General features: G+C 53.1%; 20 protein-coding genes. 4 read left to right on the top strand and 16 right to left on the bottom strand.

Annotation, left to right across the window (positions count from 1 at the left end):
* Window positions 1-19: 19 nt before the first annotated feature.
* The 8 genes from mauG to INP78_RS07320 all read right to left on the bottom strand — a co-directional run bounded on the left by mauG (window position 20) and on the right by INP78_RS07320 (window position 6397).
* Window positions 20-1027: a tryptophan tryptophylquinone biosynthesis enzyme MauG gene (mauG, locus tag INP78_RS07355; protein ID WP_228522729.1), complete on the bottom strand. Its 1008-nt coding sequence runs from the start codon at window positions 1025-1027 to the stop codon at window positions 20-22.
* Window positions 1028-1052: 25 nt separating this feature from the next.
* A complete protein-coding gene (gene mauA, locus INP78_RS07350; protein ID WP_194741520.1) occupies window positions 1053-1616 on the bottom strand; it encodes a methylamine dehydrogenase (amicyanin) small subunit in 564 nt (187 codons plus the stop codon).
* Between the two features lie 39 nt (window positions 1617-1655).
* Window positions 1656-2291, bottom strand: coding sequence for a methylamine dehydrogenase accessory protein MauD (mauD, locus tag INP78_RS07345; RefSeq protein ID WP_194741519.1), 636 nt, complete (start codon window positions 2289-2291; stop codon window positions 1656-1658).
* A complete protein-coding gene (locus INP78_RS07340; RefSeq protein WP_194741518.1) occupies window positions 2284-2856 on the bottom strand; it encodes a MauE/DoxX family redox-associated membrane protein in 573 nt (190 codons plus the stop codon). Before INP78_RS07340 ends, mauD begins: the two co-directional genes overlap by 8 nt.
* Before the next feature lie 7 nt (window positions 2857-2863).
* The gene (gene mauB / locus INP78_RS07335) at window positions 2864-4081 is read right to left on the bottom strand and encodes a methylamine dehydrogenase (amicyanin) large subunit (RefSeq protein WP_228522728.1); all 1218 of its coding nucleotides are present in this window, start codon (window positions 4079-4081) and stop codon (window positions 2864-2866) included.
* 61 nt (window positions 4082-4142) lie between these two features.
* Complete coding sequence (locus INP78_RS07330; RefSeq protein ID WP_228522727.1) at window positions 4143-5000, bottom strand: methylamine utilization protein MauF; 858 nt, start codon at window positions 4998-5000, stop codon at window positions 4143-4145.
* A 250-nt stretch (window positions 5001-5250) separates the two neighbouring features.
* The gene (locus tag INP78_RS07325) at window positions 5251-6090 is read right to left on the bottom strand and encodes a TorF family putative porin (RefSeq protein ID WP_194741517.1); all 840 of its coding nucleotides are present in this window, start codon (window positions 6088-6090) and stop codon (window positions 5251-5253) included.
* 94 nt (window positions 6091-6184) lie between these two features.
* Complete coding sequence (locus INP78_RS07320) at window positions 6185-6397, bottom strand: hypothetical protein (RefSeq protein ID WP_194741516.1); 213 nt, start codon at window positions 6395-6397, stop codon at window positions 6185-6187.
* Window positions 6398-6593: 196 nt separating this feature from the next.
* On the opposite strand from INP78_RS07320, the gene INP78_RS07315 reads away from it, so the two are divergent.
* Window positions 6594-7604 carry a helix-turn-helix domain-containing protein gene (locus tag INP78_RS07315; protein ID WP_194741515.1) on the top strand — a complete coding sequence of 337 codons (1011 nt, stop codon included), beginning with the start codon at window positions 6594-6596 and terminating at the stop codon, window positions 7602-7604.
* Between the two features lie 32 nt (window positions 7605-7636).
* Here the strand turns inward: INP78_RS07315 and tatC are convergent, their stop codons facing one another.
* From tatC to INP78_RS07295, 4 genes are all read right to left on the bottom strand, one after another.
* Window positions 7637-8383: a twin-arginine translocase subunit TatC gene (tatC, locus tag INP78_RS07310; protein ID WP_194741514.1), complete on the bottom strand. Its 747-nt coding sequence runs from the start codon at window positions 8381-8383 to the stop codon at window positions 7637-7639.
* A 7-nt stretch (window positions 8384-8390) separates the two neighbouring features.
* On the bottom strand, window positions 8391-8720 hold the full coding sequence (gene tatB, locus INP78_RS07305; RefSeq protein WP_194741513.1) for a Sec-independent protein translocase protein TatB: 330 nt from the start codon (window positions 8718-8720) through the stop codon (window positions 8391-8393).
* Window positions 8713-8886, bottom strand: a complete 174-nt coding sequence (gene tatA, locus INP78_RS07300) for a Sec-independent protein translocase subunit TatA (RefSeq protein WP_047516589.1) — start codon at window positions 8884-8886, stop codon at window positions 8713-8715. Before tatA ends, tatB begins: the two co-directional genes overlap by 8 nt.
* Window positions 8887-9052: 166 nt before the next feature.
* Complete coding sequence (locus tag INP78_RS07295) at window positions 9053-9544, bottom strand: hypothetical protein (RefSeq protein WP_194741512.1); 492 nt, start codon at window positions 9542-9544, stop codon at window positions 9053-9055.
* Window positions 9545-9769: 225 nt separating this feature from the next.
* On the opposite strand from INP78_RS07295, the gene INP78_RS07290 reads away from it, so the two are divergent.
* From INP78_RS07290 to INP78_RS07280, 3 genes are all read left to right on the top strand, one after another.
* Window positions 9770-9943, top strand: a complete 174-nt coding sequence (locus INP78_RS07290) for a DUF1328 domain-containing protein (RefSeq protein ID WP_194741511.1) — start codon at window positions 9770-9772, stop codon at window positions 9941-9943.
* 84 nt (window positions 9944-10027) lie between these two features.
* Complete coding sequence (locus INP78_RS07285; RefSeq protein WP_194741510.1) at window positions 10028-12232, top strand: bifunctional (p)ppGpp synthetase/guanosine-3',5'-bis(diphosphate) 3'-pyrophosphohydrolase; 2205 nt, start codon at window positions 10028-10030, stop codon at window positions 12230-12232.
* A 17-nt stretch (window positions 12233-12249) separates the two neighbouring features.
* A complete protein-coding gene (locus INP78_RS07280) occupies window positions 12250-12621 on the top strand; it encodes a YidH family protein (RefSeq protein WP_194741509.1) in 372 nt (123 codons plus the stop codon).
* Between the two features lie 18 nt (window positions 12622-12639).
* On the opposite strand, the gene INP78_RS07275 is transcribed toward INP78_RS07280, so the two are convergent.
* Genes INP78_RS07275 through INP78_RS07260 form a run of 4 tightly spaced genes read right to left on the bottom strand, consistent with a single transcriptional unit; the run spans window position 12640 to window position 19045 of the window.
* On the bottom strand, window positions 12640-13803 hold the full coding sequence (locus INP78_RS07275; protein WP_194741508.1) for an efflux RND transporter periplasmic adaptor subunit: 1164 nt from the start codon (window positions 13801-13803) through the stop codon (window positions 12640-12642).
* Window positions 13796-16972 carry an efflux RND transporter permease subunit gene (locus tag INP78_RS07270; RefSeq protein ID WP_194741507.1) on the bottom strand — a complete coding sequence of 1059 codons (3177 nt, stop codon included), beginning with the start codon at window positions 16970-16972 and terminating at the stop codon, window positions 13796-13798. Before INP78_RS07270 ends, INP78_RS07275 begins: the two co-directional genes overlap by 8 nt.
* Window positions 16965-17915: a DedA family protein/thiosulfate sulfurtransferase GlpE gene (locus INP78_RS07265; protein WP_194741506.1), complete on the bottom strand. Its 951-nt coding sequence runs from the start codon at window positions 17913-17915 to the stop codon at window positions 16965-16967. The genes INP78_RS07270 and INP78_RS07265 overlap by 8 nt, the downstream gene beginning before the upstream one ends.
* 41 nt (window positions 17916-17956) lie before the next feature.
* Window positions 17957-19045: a calcium:proton antiporter gene (locus INP78_RS07260; RefSeq protein WP_194741505.1), complete on the bottom strand. Its 1089-nt coding sequence runs from the start codon at window positions 19043-19045 to the stop codon at window positions 17957-17959.
* Between the last annotated feature and the right edge of the window lie 15 nt (window positions 19046-19060).

Below are 19060 nucleotides of genomic sequence, written 5' to 3'. Positions count from 1 at the left end.
CACGACCACTCAACAACTGCTATTCAGGCATCATCGGTGCCTGAATTTTCAAGGCACCACCGTCCAGGCTTTGGATAAACGCAATCAGGTCACTTTCTTCCAGGTCTGACAGTTCAAACTTTTGCATATCCTTGGAAAGGCTCTCGCGCTGGATGGCCTCACTTTTGTAATGCTTGATCACTGTTTTCAGACCACGGATGGAGCCATCATGCATATAGGGCCCGTCAATCGACAGGTCGCGCAACGAGGGGGTTTTAAACGCATGCTGCATCAAGGTCACTTGCGCAGGTACTTTGGCGCCTCGGCCCAGATCTTTGCTCGGCAGGCCAATATCATGAAAGCTATCGTCGGTAAACCGCCATGAGCTATGGCAAGCCACACAATTGGCTTTATTTTTATCGTTAAACACAGCAAAGCCACGCTTGGCGGATTCGCTGATAGCCTCTTCATCGCCTGCTACCCAGCGGTCAAACGGGGCAATATTGGACACCAGCGTACGCTGGAAACTGGCCAGCGCCTGCGTGATCCGCTGCTGGCTAATACTGTCATCGCCAAAGGCCTGGGTAAACAAGGGGCGATAGCCCTCAATTTGCTGTAAACGCCCCACCAGGCTGGCGAGGTCAAAATTCATTTCGTGTGCCGTGGTAATCGGTAACACGGCCTGTGCTTCGAGGGTAGTGGCACGGCCATCCCACATGAGTGCACTTAACCAGGCACTGTTTAATACTGTCGGCGTGCGACGGGCATTGCTGACGCCTTCTGCCTGCAATGGCAACGTGCGGCCATCACTCCAGCGCTGGTCTGGGGAGTGACAAGTGGCACAAGCCATCCCACCTGACCTGGAAAGGCGCTGGTCGAAAAACAGGGTTTTTCCCAGCGTTGCTTTTTCCAGGGTCAGGGGGTTAGACAGGGGTGCCGGAATACTGTCTGGCCGCTTGAACTTTTCCCTCGGAGGAAGATTTGCGGACCAGGCAGCATTCGCCACCATCAGCGTGCTTATGATTAGAACCAAATGTCTAAACAACATACTGACTTTTCTTTAACAACAAGCGTTAGCTTGCTTTACCGACGATAGGTGAAATGGTGCAGTGGTAAGTCATTGCATCATTGTCAGCACCGAAGCACCAGACGATATCGTTGTTGAACTCTGGACGGTACACTGGCAGTTCACCTTGCGTGTTGACGCAGTTACAACGGCCGCAAGTCTGTTTACCACAGCAGTCACGGTAGGCAATCAGGTAAGTCTGCTGATCACCCGGGTTGTAACAACTGGCCACCCATGAACTTGGTGACAGGCTGCTGCCTGGCGGGCAAGAGGTCAAGGTACCGCCACAGCAGTCACACAGGTTGCCGTCAATCGTACAATGGCGCCAGTAGTCACAGGCTTTAGGATCCTTGTCTTGTGGCTTGAAGCCGCTTCTGGTCAGGTTACCCGTGGTAGCCGCCTGCACTTCGCCACCCAGGCGCGAGCGACGGTCTACCGGCAACAGGGGTAACAAGGCAGAACCGACCAGGAAGCCACCCAGGCGGCCGATAAAACCACGGCGGCCGGTTTTGCTGGCGGTGGTGCGTGCCAACTTCTCAATTTTTGAGTCAAACCCAGTATCTTTTTTCATTTCGTTTACTCTCTCCGTAATCAATACGTGAACCGGCGGTTAATGCACTTTGTTCGCGGTCACTTGTTTAAATTTAGGGGCTGTGTTTTCATCCTTGAGGTAGTTCTGCAAGGTTGAGTGACCTTCGCGAATGGTCTCAAACAGGCTTTCTACATGCTCACGGGTATTGCACAGGCCTTTAGCCAGGATTTTGCCGTCTTGATCCAGCAGCACGCCGTAAGGTACTTTGGATACCTGGTAGCGCATGCCGATCTCGGCAGAAACCACATACAACTCGCCATCCAACGGGTGATCCTTAAGGAACTGGCGATGCTCAGCCTGGGTACCATCACTGATCAGAATCACGTCTGTCTCTTCAATCGCTGCGACTGAGCGAATGATAGGCAACAGTTTCTGGCAGATCGGGCAGGATGGGCCGGTAAACATCAGCAAGCTTGGACGACCCGGGGTGATGGAGCGGCCAACCAGCACTGGCTCGCCGTCGAAGGTGTTCACGTTGAAAATCGGTGAACGTTCGCCGACATCCGGGCCGTGGTCTATCATCATGGCGCCCAGCGGTGCTGAACGTTCATGTAACAAACCAATTTGACGGATCACGCCCAGCATTAACGCTGCCAATGCCAAAAATGCTCCCCACAACAGCACATTTGATGCAATCAAGATTCCACTAGTCATTTGAATTTCCTTTATAGATTTCTAATTTATGTTTGGTCGCTGGAAAGCCCACCATCAGGTCTGCCGCCATGTAAATCAGTGACAACATCACTGCCGAAGCCAATGCAGTCAGGGCTGATTCGATGCTGATGCCAGATATCTCCAACGGCACAGCAGCGACATACAAGCTCATGCCAGCCAGCGCCAAAGCTCTCAGCACATGAAACATGCCAATACGGCTCATGCTGGTTGGGCGGCGTACGCATCCACAATCAATGTGGGTGCGGCCGCGGCCGACATTCACCGCAATGGCGAAAGAGAACAGCATGAACAGCGCGGCAGCCACACAGGCGGCCACCACACGCAGTGATGGCACCAGCAAAGCAGCGGCACAACCCAGTTCCAGCCATGGCAGCAATTTGGCAAACGGTGCCACCAGAAAACCTGGCAGCAGTTTGTAATTGGCGACCACGCCCAAGAACTCATCCTGATTTCTCAGCTTTGGAATCGCTGCCGCGGCCAGGACCAGCGCCACGAACAGCGAGGCAAACATCGCTACCGTAGGATCATTTACCATCGAGTCCATATCGATCTCACTTATCCGCAATGAAAATCATGGAAGGTGCACGGCCCAGCTCATCAATGCTGGATAAGGCCTTGCCGTTCACTGCATCAAATGTGAACAGTGTTTTCGCTTCTTCAGACACGGCGTACAAGTACGGCTTGTCGTCCTGGCTCACGGCGATAGAGTTGATTTCATGCTTCAACTCGATACGACGCAGGCGTTTGCCGGAGGTCGCGTCCACCACGAACACATAGCGGCTAGGCAATTTGTGTGTCCATTTTTCACGTTGGTCTGCTAGCAAATAGAGCTCGTTACGCGCTTTGTGGAAGGCGATGGTCTGCCAGCCACCCGGACGCCATTTGTCGGCTTTTTCCTTGTCGGTGAACACTTCGATTGGCTTGAGGAACTCGGCGCCGCTCTCAGATAATTTCGCCTGAAAAATCTTGCCTTCATAAGTCGGCCAGGCCAGGTGGTTATTAGAGTTTGAGTAATAAGGGTTATTCAGCAGATACTCTTTCTCGGCATGGAATACCTTGGTGGGTTTCTGCTTGGTATTGCCCTTGCTGTCATAGGTGAACTGCATCAAAGAACCGTCTCTACAGTGCATAAAGAAGTTCTGATTGGCCGTGGGGAAAATATGGTAACAGTCAGGCACGTTCATGATTTTCACGAAAGCCTTTTGTTGCAGATCGACCAAGCCTACGCCTGGTGACGGTGAGAACTGCTGGAACAACAAGTGCTTGTCATCCACACTCAAGCCAGCCGTACGCTCAAACACACCGGTCAAAAAACGACCTTCAGGAATATCGATATCAGCGATAGGTTGATGCGTTTTGGTGTCGATCAATTCCAGGTAGTCATCACGCTTGCCACGCGCCACGCGGGAGTACATGGTGTTAGCGATAGCCAAAAACTTGCCATCTGAAGCCATCATGACGTTAGGCAATTTACCGGCATCGGTCATGCCCAGTAATTTGCTGGATTTGCCATCTATCGTATACACGGTAGAGGTCATATGAAAGTTACCTGGATCCAACACATACACGCGCTTGGAATCGCTTGCGGGTGCAATCGCGATAGAAGTCTCGTCCTGCAACTTGGCCGTAATTTCTGAACCGAGCTGGTTAGGCGTTGCATCCGCCATGGCCAGGCTGCTGGATAGCATGAGTGCTGCCAAAACCAGCCCCCCCGCCAAGCTTGTCGGCTTGGCTTGACGAATCATCGATGGATGATCGAATGTTGTCATAAATCCTCCTAATATTTTTAAATGGATAGAACTTGCTATTGCGTCTGGTGTTGCTACTGGCTTACAACATCACCAGCATTAAAGCTGCTGAAGCAATCGCCAATAACAGGAAACCATCAACTTCAACTGCACTTTCCTGCCAACGGGCCAACCAGGCTTGAACTGACTGATCCTTAACAGGTAAGAAGTTAACTGCCACTGGCAAACAGCGGCCGATATTAAATAAGGCAATCACGGCAATACCTGCCTTGACGCCACCACTAAGCAAAGCCACACCGGTGACGATGTACAGCATCGGTGTTTGCACGTAGGTGAGATAGTTCATGCCCAGTGAAAAGCCATACAAAAGACCAATCACGGATGAACGAAAGCGGAAGCGTGCGTCATGCGGCACTTGCGCACGGCGTTGCGGATAAGGCATTTTCAAAAAGCCAAACTGGTGCAAACCGTAACCAATCGCCAGCGTTGCCAGGCCGATCACCGAATACTGCAATGGCACTTCGGCAAACAGCAGCCAGCTGATGCCACCGAGCGCACCACCCAACACAACGGCACCGATGGCATACCCCACGGCATGGGTGAAGAAGGTAGGTGCCCAACGGGTGACAGCGCCTAATGAATAACGGCCAGCCGGTCTGAGCAAACTCAGGCTGGAATAGCCACAAGGCGACCAGGTAGACAGCAATCCGCCCACAAAGGCCAACAGCACAAACAAACCAGTAAGCGCCATCTCTACCGACATTGCGCTATGCATGACGCGGCCAGCAAACACACCGCTGGCAACTGCGGTCAGCATCATGATGAAGCGCGTACCAGTCGATTGCGCTTTTGAAAAATGATACGCATCAGGGACACAGGTCTCGGCCGCGTAAGGTTGGGACGAACGGCTGATAGCAGTTGCCCCCATGTTCATACTCATATTTCCTCCTTGGCCTGCTGGCCTAAGCTTTGTTTTGAATGAAGCATGAATATAGCGGCCTTGATTAGCGGGCTTTAGCAAAAATCGGCATATCCCTTTTATGCACGTTTTATGAAGGCCAAGTCATGCCAGTTTTTACTATTGAAAAAAAGCCCCTTCTTTGTGAAGGACATGTTGGAGATATCTGGAAGGGGCTATAAACCGGGAGCAGCTGGCCCGGCGAGCCAGCTGGCAGGTGCAAAATCCGCGACTACATACTCAGGCGGATATAGCCAAAGAACTTGTTTTGGGCGGTTTTATAGCCATCTGCAGCCGTGTACCAGTCATCATTGGCGTCAATGGCGACATAACTTATCCCGGCGTTCCAGCCTTTCAAGCTGCCAATGCTGAAGTCTTTATTGAGGCCCACCGAGTAATCGGTGTAATTGCCGATGTAATAGTTTTTCACCACCTGGTGGCCGACATGGAACACACAGTTGATGCCAGTATTCGCTAATGGCGTGGTGTAACTGGCCTCGACATAATGGCTGCCTTTGGAGCCGCCCTCACCCATCTCGTGATTGCCTACCATGGCATGCCCCATAGACACCGTATTGACGCCAAACCAGTCTGTGAGTGAATGTGAATATTTGAGATTGAACTGATGGTAATCCACCGCGATATTGGCCTCTGCCACATGTGGATGCTGGCCCACATAGTGCCGGTTTTGCGGGTAGTAATATTCGATAAACCCAGCCGTCACGGTGGCATCGTTCGCAAAGGTCTTTTTTAATCCGCCATACAAGTCGACCTCATAGGTATTGCCATAAATCGCATCTTTATTAACATTGGTATACCCCAGCCCTAAAAACCAGCCACTCTCATGTGAATAATCAATGGCCGCCTGGAAAGCACCGCGGCCACGTCCATACGAAATGCCCCTGAACAGATAATCACTATAGATGCCGACATTGCCATTGATGTGGTGCGGAGACCCAACGGGCTCAGACTGCACGCCCTTATCAAGGCCTACTTCCTCTGCCTGAGCCTGGCTGGCAAGCAGGGCAAATAACAACCATGCGCCAAACAGGCGCTTTCTTTCCTCGTGCATAGATTTCCTCTCTCATCGCTCTTTCATTTTTTAGTGTTGATGCATCAACCAGGCTAGAAAGAAAGGCAAGGAAATTCAGGCGTAAAACCGCCTGTCATGACTGGTGTTTTGCAACATTGTTTGTCATGATGCAAACACCGCGGTCCCCCATGATTACCCCCTGCCTGGCACTAGCAGCCAGTTGATTCATTTCAATTTGAAGCGATGTGACAATAGCGACGATGCAGAAAGCGATGTAGCAAGAATTGGCAAAGCTGCGGAAAAATGCAGAAAAAGCCTGCGTGTTTTGCCGTTTATTGCTATCCATCTGGAGATTTCCACTCTAAAGTGGCATTCATAGGCAGTTTTTCTGCCATAAAAAATAATAAAACCGGGTGTTTAAGGCCTAAAAAGCAATAAAAATAATAAAAAACAATGAATTTAGTCCGAATATTTATATAAATGGACTTTCATGGATATCCCAACCGCACTCTCTAAAGCGGTGAATATCAGGAGCGATTAAAATGGGGTTTAGAGAAACGATACTGGGGCTGGACCAGCTGGTCAGCCCTGACTTTCACCTAGTCAAACGCAACACCGGCGATGTGCTGGAACAGGCAGATGCTTTGCCGTTTTGGTCACAGGACTATACGCAGTTGAGTAAAGGTGTGTTTTCTGGCACCGTGAACAGTGTGAGCTGTAACGGCATCCAAATCTTCACTGAAACCATGAACCGGGCGGTGGACCAAATTGCCAGTGCGCCGCAAGACTCTTATGTCATCGGCCTCACCACGGTGGTCGAAGGCGAAGCCAGTTGGGGATTGTTGCCGGTGCGCGTCAACTCGCTGATCACCCTGGATAAAAATGCCGAGCTGTACTTCAGGACATCGACCATTTCAGAAATCACCGTGGCAGTCATCCCGGCCAAACGACTCGAAGCCTATGCAGAGAAAATAGACTGGATGAACTTCAGCCAAGTGATGGGGGCGATCAAACCGGTAGAGTTACTGCCTGCGAATGTCGCCAGGCTATTACTCAGCGCACTGCAATATGGTTTGCAATTTGGCGCTGAGCAGGAGCAACAGCTGGATAACAGGCAAAAATGGGAAAGCTTTGAAGAGGACCTGATGTCGGCCTGTCTGCATGCGCTGTTCCATGCCAGTGAAAACACGCATCCGCACTTTGATCACCGCATTCCGCGCTATATTGTGAATCGCGTCAGGAGCTCAACCTTAACCAACCCGAGCTTCCCGCTCACCATTGAAGAGCTGTGCAAGGCTTTAAAAGTCAGCCGTAGAACCCTGAACCATGCGTTTATCCGAGTGCTGGGCATTACTCCCGTCACCTATATGCGCAATGTGCGCCTGCAACGCATCCGCATTGAATTGCTCAATGCGTCCAAAGATGTTTCCAGCATTGCGCACGTGGCCAGCAAGTGGGGTTTCTGGCATATGAGCCTGTTCTCGCGCTATTACCGTGAACTGTTTGGGGAATGCCCGATAGACACCCTGCAAAGAGCAAGAGGCCTGAAGTAGGCCTCTTTTTTACACTATCCATCATTTCATTCTTAATGGTTTGGCAGCAGCGCCATTTCTGCGCGATTGCGGCGGTAAATTAATACACGCGCCACCAGCAAGCCAAGCTCATATAACAACCACAGCGGAATGGCCAGCATGCATTGCGAAATGATGTCCGGCGGGGTAAAGATCGCCCCCACGACAAATGCGCCGACAATCACATAGCCACGGCTTTCTTTCAAAGTCTGTAATTCGACCAGTCCCATGTAGGCAATCGCCACCACGATGATCGGCGTTTGAAAAGACACCCCAAACGCCAGTGTGATAGAAATGAGAAAATCCAGGTAATTACCGATCTCGGTCATCACTGCCACCCCGGCCGGTGCGCTGCCGATAATAAATTTGAACACCACCGGGATTACCACATAAAAGGCAAAACAGGCGCCCAGCATAAAGAGCGATAAACTGGCCAATACGCCCAGCACGCTCATGAATTTTTCTTTTGGATACAGCCCTGGCTGCACAAATTTCCACAGTTGGTACAAAGTGTGCGGCAGGCTTAATACAAATGCCACATACAAGGCAATCTTGAGTGGAATCATGAAAGGAGACGTGACAGAAGTGGCAATCATCTTACCCCCTGCTGGCAACTGGCTCAGCAAAGGCGCCACAAAAAACTGATGCAACTCATTGGCGAATGGCACGGTCACGCATGCGGCCAGCAACAGGCCAAGCAAGATGCGGATAAAACGCGTGCGTAACTCGTAAAAATGGCTGAGGGTATCGGTGTGTTCCATCTTGGTTTTACTTTAAAGCGACTGGCTCGGCAACTGGCACCGGTGGTGCCGGTTTCGCAGCAGCTGGTGGCAGTACCATATCCTCAATTTCTGTATGCACATCAATCAAGGTAGATTGCATGGACAACAACTTCTGCTGCGCATCTGCCGTGGCTTTCTTCATGGTATCCAGCGCCACCTGGCGGTCAATATCCTGCTTCACGCCAGAGATATAGCGTTGCGCCCTACCATAAAGCAGGCCATAGGTTCTGGCCAGCTTTGGCAGTTTGTCGGGGCCGATCACAATCAACGCCACCACGACGATGACGATGATTTCAGAAAACCCGACCTCAAACATGCTTGGATTGATCCTCGATGGCAGCGGGTTGCTCGTTCATGGCTTCTTTAAAACTTTTCACCGCGCCACCCACATCGCCCCCCAGGTTACGCAACCGCTTGGTGCCAAACACCATGGTCACCACTGCCAACACAATGACCCAATGCCAAATACTAAAACTGCCCATGTCAAATCCCCTGTTATATGTTCATAGATGGTTGCTGCAATCATCCGCCATAACAAGCGCTTGAGTTAGTAAAAACTGGCATAACCTTCACCCGCGCTTCTGCCTGGCGCATAAAACCAAGCGCAACTTGGCAATGCAACACATCAGGCCTGCGCGGCACAGGTGACTAGGTTTTAATTTTGCGCGAGGGGCGCGCAGGTGTCATGTGTTCAGCGTACATATTAATCAGGCTACGCTGGCCACTACCGTCACCACACGACTGAAAATGAATCAGGTAGCGTTTGCCGATCTTGATAAACTGGTGCGCGGCCTGGATTTCCTCCAGCGACAGCACCGGGTTCTCGCCGACGTTGGTCGCAATATCGAGCTGACGCCCCCGCCAGTCAACGCCAATTTTCTCCGGCGTCATGCCACTCTCGCTGTAAGCCACGGTTTTCACGGTCGTCACCGTGACTTGCTGCTGGCAATCAGGTAACACTTCATCCATGCTGACGAGCGCAACAACTGCCGGTTTGGCCGCGGCTTTGCTGCCAGGCAGCGGTGCATGTATCACTTTGGCACTGTCACTGGCGGCCAACACCAACGCTGGCAACAGACATGGCAGCATCATGAGCGAGCAAGCCAGGCGAACGCTGGCAGGGATGATGGTCGAACGCATGGCACGCTCCCTTCATTGAGGATGCTTTTTATTTAAATGGGCAGATGACATCTGACCTCTGCCAATATAGCGCATTTGGTGAACAGGCGAAGAGGATTAACCTTTGTAAAACGCGAGGCCGTAGGTAAATTCTGACCAGCAATTTAGCGAAGCACCGATAGGGCAAGCCTGCCTGGCCTTTTAAGATGCCAACATCTTCCCTGTCTAAAACGAAAGGTCAGACCTATGCTTTATTATGCATTGCTGTTTCTTGTGATCTCTTTTGTGGCTGGTTTACTGGGTTTCAGGGGCATTGAGTCTGGTGCCGCCACGATCTCAAAAGTGTTCTTCTTTATTTTCCTGCTGCTGGCGATTGGTATTGCCCTGGCTGCAGTGTTGGGTATCAGCCTGTTTGCATAACCGCTGATCCAGATCACGCGCCCTGACCATGGTCATGGCGCGTTTTAGCTTTACGCTCATGCGCAATCGCGGCGATAATACTTCATGGTTTCAGTCAGTCGCCCCGCACACACTCCTATTGCCAACGATCCTCAGGCGCTCACCGCATGGATTGCGTCTTTACCGTCCCGTTTTAGCCCGCATGAATTAGCGCAGATTCGCCAGGCAGGTGAGCTGGCAGCCACGCTATATCGTGAAAAATGCGCCATAAACAGCAGCCCCTTGCTGCAACATGCGCTGGAAACTGCCGCCATCCTGGCTGAGATGAATATGGATGCAGATAGCCTGGTGGCTGCGATCTTACAGGCAACGCCTGACTGCTTAAGCGACTGGCCAGCTGAGTTATCCAGCCAGTTCGGTCCAACGGTGGTGAATTTGGTCGAGGGCATCGCCCGGATGTCACAGATCCAGGCCTTGAGTGAGGTCGATAGCGCACAGCATGACCGTGCACAACAGCTGGAAGCGCTGCGCAAAATGCTGCTGGCCATGGTGCAGGATATCCGCGTGGTCCTGATCAAGCTGGCAGAACGCACGCAATTGCTGCGACACCTCGCTGGGGCCAGTCCCGAGGTACAGGCGCAGGTGGCCCGCGAGAACCAGAGTATTTTTGCCCCGCTGGCCAACAGGCTGGGCGTATGGCAATTGAAATGGGAGCTGGAAGATTTATCGCTGCGCTACCTGGAGCCACAGTTGTATAAAGAAGTGGCGAAGATGCTGGACGAGCGGCGCGTGGATCGCGAACAATATATTGCAGACGTGGTCGCCCAACTGCAACACGAACTCACGCTGGCGGGCGTCAAGGCGGAAGTCAGCGGTCGGCCCAAGCATATCTCCAGCATCGTCAAAAAAATGAAGAGCAAGCATTTGCAGTTTAACCAGCTGTATGACGTGCGTGCCGTGCGCATTATGGTCGATGATATCAAGGACTGCTATACCGCACTCGGCCTGGTGCATCATCTGTGGCAGCCGATTCCGGGTGAGTTTGACGACTATATCGCACGCCCGAAAAGCAACAATTACCGTTCATTGCATACGGCAGTGAGTGGCCCGCGCGGCCTGGCGCTGGAAGTGCAAATCCGCACCTTTGAAATGCACCAGCATTCGGAGTTGGGCGTGGCGGCACACTGGCGTTACAAAGAAGGCGCCAAGTCCGATGCCAGGTTTGATGAAAAAATTGCCTGGTTACGCCAGATTCTTTCCTGGAAAGACGACGTGGCCGACCATGGCGATTTGCTGGAACAATTTAATAGCGAACTGTTCCAGGACAAAGTGTATGTGTTAACCCCGCAAGGCAAGGTGATTGATTTGCCGCATGGCGCCACGCCGATTGATTTTGCCTATGCCTTGCACACCGACCTCGGCCATAGAACCAAGGGCGCCAAAATCAATGGTCAAATCGTGCCACTGCACACACGGCTGGAGAACGGGCAACGCGTAGAGATTCTCACCGCAAAACAGGGCGCCCCTAGCCGCGACTGGCTGAATGCATCATTGGGCTTTTTGCAAAGCCCGAGTGCGCGCGCCAAGGTCAGGCACTGGTTTAAATACCAGCACTTTGACGAGAATGTCGCACAGGGCCGCGCCAAGCTAGATAAAGAATTGCATAGAGCTGGCGCCAGCAGCCTGCCGCTGGAGCGCATTGCACAAAAATTGCAATTTCAGAAACTGGAAGACTGCCTGGCGGCGATTGGGCGCGGTGACATTAGCGAGCACCAGATTGCCATTACCATCCAGGGCGAAATCGCCCCTGCCGAACCGGCACCCGCACCGCCACTGGTCAAACGTCCAACCGCCTCGCAGGTCAACCATGCGGGCGTCACCATTGAAGGCATAGGCAACGTGCAAACCACCATGGCCAGATGCTGCAAACCGGTGTCGCCCGAGCCCATCGTTGGCTACCTGACACGCAACCACAGCGTCACCATCCACCGCCAGGCCTGCACCTTTATTAGCCGTCTGGCCGAGGTTCGCCAAAACCGGTTGCTGGCGGCACAATGGGGCAACAGCCAATCAGGCTTATCAGAAGTGGATATTGTGCTGGAAGCCAACGACAGGCAGGGCTTGCTGCGTGACATCAGCGAGTTGTTTGCACGTGAAAAAATCAATACCACCAAGGCCAACACACTGAGCCGCAACCATGTGGCCTTGATGCAGTTTACGGTAGAGCTCACCGATATTGACCAGTTGCAGCACTTGCTGCTGCGGCTGCAGCAGGTGCCAGGCGTGATTTCGGCACAACGAAAAACCTAAAAGAGGAAATAAACCCTATGTCTTACCTTGATGACCCCCGTGTTTATTTCGCTGCTGAACGCACCATGCTGGCTTGGCAACGCTCAGCGATTGCCCTGATGGGGCTGGGTTTTGTGATTGAGCGCTTTGGCCTGTTTATGCAGCTGGTGGCACACGACCACCCGCTGCCGCATGCGCAAAGTGCATTGTCGCTGTATATCGGGGTCGGCTTTATTCTGATGGGTGCCTGTACGGCCTTATTGTCTGCGGTGCAGTTCCTGGTCTTTTGCCAGTCGCTGAACATCCAGGAAAAACCGCGCGGCCATGTGCTGTGGTTGCCGCCTGCGGTCAACCTGTTTCTGGCCGCCACTGCGGTGGCCTTAAGCGGCTGGCTGATACTCACCCGCTAACGAAACGCCCCCATTTCCTTACTTGGGTGCATCTGCGCCTGCGGCGATATTCACCAGCACACCATCCGTCACACCATCTGGCGGATTCTCAATCACCTGATCCTGACTGGTCAGACCAGACTGCACTTCCAGCGTTTTGCCGAGGTCACGGGCAATGGTAATCGTCTTTAATACCACTTTGTGATCCTGGCCGACGGTGGCGACTTTCAGCCCATTCTGGTCAAAAATCAGTGCACTGGCGGGGATACTCAAGCGGCCAGCGGCATCATTGAGCACCAGGTTTACATTGGCAAAACCACCTGGCAGGAAACGACCAGCTGCATTATCCACCAGCAACTGTACCAAGGTCGTTCCAGATGACGCATTGATGGCGCCCGAGGTCGACTGTATGGTGGCCTCAAACACGGCATCTGGCGAATCTGGTACCGTAAACTGGGCTTTGCCGCCGGGTTTGATCTGGCCGACATAGTTTTGCGGCACATTGATATACAAACGCAATTTGCGCGTATTGGACACTTCAAACAATGGCTGCGCCGTGGTGCCACTATTGCCTGCATTAATCAGGGCACCGGTATCCGTATTACGCGCAGTCACCGAACCATCAAAAGGCGCCAAGATTTTGGCAAAGCTCTTGAGTGCAAGCAAGCGGTTCACATTGGCCTCAGCTGCTTTGACAATCGCCTGTTTGCTCTGGTAATCACCGACCTTCTCATCCACTTCCTGCCGGGCAATCGACTGCGTTTTCAGCATCTCCTGCCAGCGTTTGGCAGTGGTCTCGGCCAGCGCGACATTAGCTTGGGCACTGGCTAGGTCTGCCTTGGCCTGCAACAACTCCTGGTCGAGGTCCGGCGTTTCGATTTCTGCCAGCAGTTGGCCGCTTTTAACACTGCCGCCGATATCCACTTTCCAGTGTTTTAAATAGCCACTGACGCGCGCGTAAATGGGCGCGCGAGCATAGGCCTCAAAGCGGCCAGGCAGGTTGAGGCTGCCCGCTTCTGCACCCTGGTCAGGCTGGCTGACGCTCACAGTAGCCACTGCCTGCTTGTCGGTCCACGCTTTGAGTTTTTCGTGGTTGCCAGCACGGCTGGTGACGCCAATGACCACGATCCCAATCGCGGCCAGGGCGAGCAGCAAGCCGCCCAGTTTGAGTCCACGGGCAGTCCCCGTTGTCGCATTATGCATTTAAATCTCCGCTAGAATCACTGACAGGGCCTGGGTAGTGCTTTTTGTGGATAGCGTTAAACACCACCGGCACAAACAGCAGCGTCGCCACCGTCGCAAATAACAAGCCCCCAATCACGGCACGGCCCAAGGGGGCGTTCTGCTCACCGCCCTCCCCCAGGCCCAAGGCCATCGGCGTCATGCCGATCACCATTGCCAGCGCCGTCATCAACACCGGACGGAACCGCACAAACCCGGCATCAATCGCCGCCGCGGTGGCATCTTGCAACTCGGCCAGGCGTTCACGGGCAAAGCTGATCACCAGCACACTGTTGGCCGTCGCCACGCCCATACACATAATCGCACCCGTCAGGGCAGGCACTGATAAGGGGGTGTAAGTCACAAATAGCATCCAGACGATGCCTGCCAGTGCCGCAGGCAAGGCAGAGATAATCACAAACGGGTCACTCCAGGATTGCAGGTTGACTACAATCAGCAGGTAAATCAGCACAATCGCCCCCAGCAAGCCAAAAAACAGGCCAGTGAACGCATGGTCCATGGTGTAAGCCTGGCCCAGCATCACCACAGTCGCCGCTTTGGGTACCTGGTCCTTGGTCTCGTCCAGTATCTTGCGGATATCGGCCGCCACGGCACCGAGGTCTCGGTCCTGCGTGCTGGCATGTACTTGCACCATAGGCTGGATATCATACTGACTGACCACCGCATTACCGACACTGCGCTTAAAGGTGGCAATTCCACCCAGGGTCTGCAACGGGCCATCGCTACCGCTGATCGGCAAATTGGCCAGTGCACTCAGGCTATCCAGTTGGTATTGCGGCGTTTGCAACACAATAGGATAAGTGACGCCATTGGCCGGATTGAGCCAATAGGTGGGTGACACCTGCGAGCTACCCGCCATATTAATCACCATGCTATTGGTCACATCGCGCGTACTAATGCCAATCTCTTGCGCGCGGGTTTTATCAATGGCGATATCAAATGACGGCCGGCTGCGTGACTGCTGGATACGGGCATCGACCACGCCAGGCACGGTGCGTACTTTGGCCAGCAACTGGTTGGCGTAAGCAAAGTCATCCGCCAGTTTACCGCCACGAATCTGGATATCAATCGGCGCAGGCGAACCAAAATTCAGGATCTGGCTAACAATATCGGCTGGGGGGAACGAAAAGGTCGTATCCGGAAACTGCTTGGGCAATACTTCGCGCAGGGTGCGAATATAGCTGGCAGTCGGTGCATGATGTGCTTTAAGCGCAATCTGGATATCGCCATCATGCGCACCGGTCAGGCCAGTATTGTTATAGGTCATGTTGATGCTGCTGATCGGCATGCCGATGTTGTCGACAATCGTCAGGATTTCATCTGCCGGAATCACTTGTTTAATCGCTGCCTGGATATGGGCAAAACGGTTGGCGGTATCTTCAATACGCGTCCCCACCGGCACGCGTGCATGCATGAGAATTTGCCCGCTATCGACACTGGGGAAGAAGTTACTGCCCAACATGGGCAATAATAAAAACGACAGCATGACCACGGCCATAAAGCCAAGCATAAACACGCGGCCATGGCCGACAGCCAGGATCAGCACGGCTTTATAGCCATGACGGATGCGCTCAAATCCAGCCTCAAACCATTGTTGAAAGCGCACCAGCGGATTGCGGCTGACTGGCTTGTGCTCGTCGCTAGGCAAGTGCGGTTTAAGCAGGTAATTGGCCATGGTGGGCACCAGCGTACGCGACAAAATAAACGAGCTGACCATGGCAAACATCACGGCTTCGGCCATCGGCACAAACAGGTAACGCGACACACCTTCGAGGAAAAACATCGGCACAAACACGATACAAATACACAGCAGCGACACAAACGCGGGCGTGACGATTTGTGCTGCGCCATCGAGGATAGACTGCTCAACCGGCTTGCCCTGCTCCAGGTGCCAGTTGATGTTTTCGATGGTGACGGTCGCCTCATCCACCAGCAAACCTACCGCCAGCGCCAGGCCACCCAAGGTCATAATATTCAGCGTTTCGCCGATGGCTGATAACCCAATAATCGCGCCCAAAATAGACAGCGGAATCGAGGTGGCGATAATCAGCGACGAGCGCCAGCTACCCAAAAACAGCAAAATCATCAGACTGGTTAAAATTGCCGCCAACACGCCTTCAAACACCACACCATCAATCGCAGCGCGCACAAAAATAGACTGGTCATTGATCGGTGTAGCCACCAGTGTATCTGGCAATCCAGGTTTGATTTCCTCCAGCTTGGCTTTAATGCCGTCGACAATGGCCAGCGTCGAAATCGCACCATTCTTGAGGATGGTCATGAGCACAGAACGGTTACCATCCACATGCACGATGTTGGTTTGCGGCGGGTTGCCGTCGCGTACCTGGCCGACATCACGCATATAGACGGTGGCGCCGTTGACTACCTTCACCGGAATATTGGCCAGGTCTTCAATCGCCGCCGCGGCATTATTGAGGTTTAAGGTGTATTCAATGCTGCCGATTTTTTGCGTGCCGATTGGCACCACCATATTATGGGCCGCCAGCGCATTGGCAATATCCTGTGCCGACAAGCCGCGGGCCTGCAAGGCGGCCGGATTGAGGTCGATCTGGATTTGACGGCTTTTACCGCCATAAGGGAAAGGCACGCCTGCCCCGGGCACCGTCACCAGGCGGATACGCACAGCGTTCAGGCCGAGGTCGGCCAGGTTTTGCTCAGTCAGACCTTTGCCGGACAGGGCAATCTGCAAAATAGGCACCGTAGAAGCGTTGTAATTCAGGATCAGCGGCGGCGTGGTGCCAGGCGGCATTTGCCGCGTCACCGTTTGCGAGATGGCCGACACCTGCGCATTGGCCGTAGCGATATTGACCCCGGCATGGAAAAAGATCTTCACGATGGCGAAGCCGTTATAAGAATTAGCTTCAATATGTTCAATATCGTTGACGGTCGTGGTTAAGCTGCGCTGGTACAGCGTGGTGATGCGCCCCGCCATATCATCAGGCGGCAGGCCGGTATATTGCCAGGCCACGGCCACCACCGGGATACGGATTTCAGGAAAAATATCGACCGGACTGCGTATGGCAGACAGCGTGCCGAAAATTAAAATCAGCAAGGCCATCACCACAAAGGTATAAGGCCGCTTGAGCGCAATACCGACCACGTTAAACATCTAACGTTTTCTCCACGGCTGTCATGCTGACCTCAAAACCAGCATCCCGCCAGGCATCGATGCCGCCCGTCAGCGGACGGATATTTCGGTAGCCGCGGCCGATAAGTTTTTTGGCGACTTTGGCCGCCGTCACCTCATTCGGGCAAGAGCAATACAGTACCACCGGCGCATCCTCATCGATGTCCAACACCAACTGATCCACTTCATCCAGAGTGACAAACTGCGCACCCGGAATCCAGCCATCGTCGACCAGGTGTTTGGCACGCGTATCGAGAATCACTGGTGCCGCGCCGCTAGTCAACAAGGTGTTTAATTCATCTACGCTGATACGTGCCATGCGCAGGCTTTTGATAAAGCGCTGCCTGTCCCACCATTTGGCGGCAATAAATACCGTGATCAGGACCAGCACCAGCAAGGTGCCCCACTTGCCCATTTCAACCAGGGTGAGCATGAGTTCATCAATCGCAGAGCTGAACAAATTGCCCAGCCACAATGCAGACCCAGCCCACAACAAGGCCCCCAGGCCATCCATGAGTGCAAACAGCCAGTAGCGCGTGCCGGAAGAGCCTGCCAGCGCACTGGAGATAGAAGCAAAACCGGGAATAAACTTGCACACCAGCAAGGCAGGCGGGCCGAATTTTAAGTACAGGGCTTCGGTTTGGCGCACACAGGTATCAGGCGACAAGGATATCTTGCACAATTTGCCCATGACACGCTTGCCATATTTGCGTCCGGCGCGGTACCAGATCGAGTCGGCAAGCAAGGCAGCGACCATCGCCACCAGCAACATTGCGGCCCAGGAATACTGGCCATTGCCAATCAACACGCCTGCCAGTAACAGGGTCGGGTAAGCTGGCAGCGGCAAGCCCATTTGCTCGAGGAACACACTGGCAAACACAATCAGCAAGCCATAGTGCTGTATCAATTCAAGAACGGTATTCATAAAGGCAGACTATTTCGCGACAAACACTCAAAAAAACAACCCTACATCCCCAACGCGGCCAACATGGCAAAAGCCATAAACAAGACAAAATGTGTCATGCCTTCAATCGCATTGGTTTCACCATCATGCAGATTAATCGTCGCGACAATCAAGGTGAGGAAGGTCATCACCATCTGCGTCGGCGACAAACCAACTATCAGCGGCCTGTCTTCGATCAGGGCAATGGCTTCAATCACCGGCACGGTCAGGATCACAGTCGACAAAGTGGCCCCCAGTGAAATATTCACTACCGTTTGCATGCGGTCATTCACCGCCGCCTTTAACGCTGTGAGTACTTCCGGGCTGGCGGCAATAATCGCCACTACAATCGCAGCCACAATCGGGGGCACGCCGCTGCCAGTTAAACCGGCATCCATATGCATGCTCATCTCCTCAGACAGGAAACCGATGGTAATGATGCCTGCCAACATGTAAAGAATGGAAAATCTGACATCCGCGTTCATCACGCCCGCTGGCTGCCCGCTTTGCGCCTGATGCTGGTCGCGGTAACTGAAGTAGTTACGGTGGCGCCCGGTTTGCATTTTGAGGAACAAGGCATAAAACACGCTCATGGTGACGATGGTAAACATCGAATACAAACGCCAGTGCTCGGGCGGCAAAAACGCGGGCAAGGCCATGGAGATGCCCAGTGCGGTCATGATCATGACAATATATGTATTGCCGGAGTTGACGTTGTATTCGACCTCGCCATATTTGATGCCACCGACAATGGCACACAAGCCAAGAATGCCGTTGATATCCAGCATCACCGCCGAATAAATCGCATCCCTGGCCAGCGTGGTCGAAGACGTATGGCTAAGCATCATGACAATAATCACCACCTCAATAATGACAGCACTGATGGTCAGTATCATGGTGCCATAAGGCTCTTTGAGCTGCTCGGCCACGTATTCGACCTGAAACGACAACTGGAAAGCCAGGTTAATAATCAGCAGCACAAACAGGATAGAGATGGCCAGTGATTCGGGCTGGCCGATATGCATGACTTTGTCGGCTTGCGCCAATGCCAGGTAGGCGATAATTGAAATAATCAGGGACAGCAGTCCCGCGGGCGGTTTTTCGGTAAGCATGCGCTTAGATTGTGA

Origin of the sequence: Methylophilus sp. 14, assembly GCF_015354345.1 — a bacterium.
GTDB lineage: Bacteria > Pseudomonadota > Gammaproteobacteria > Burkholderiales > Methylophilaceae > Methylophilus.
The sequence above is the reverse complement of the archived record's forward strand: the minus strand, read 5'-3'. Positions and strand labels throughout refer to the sequence as shown.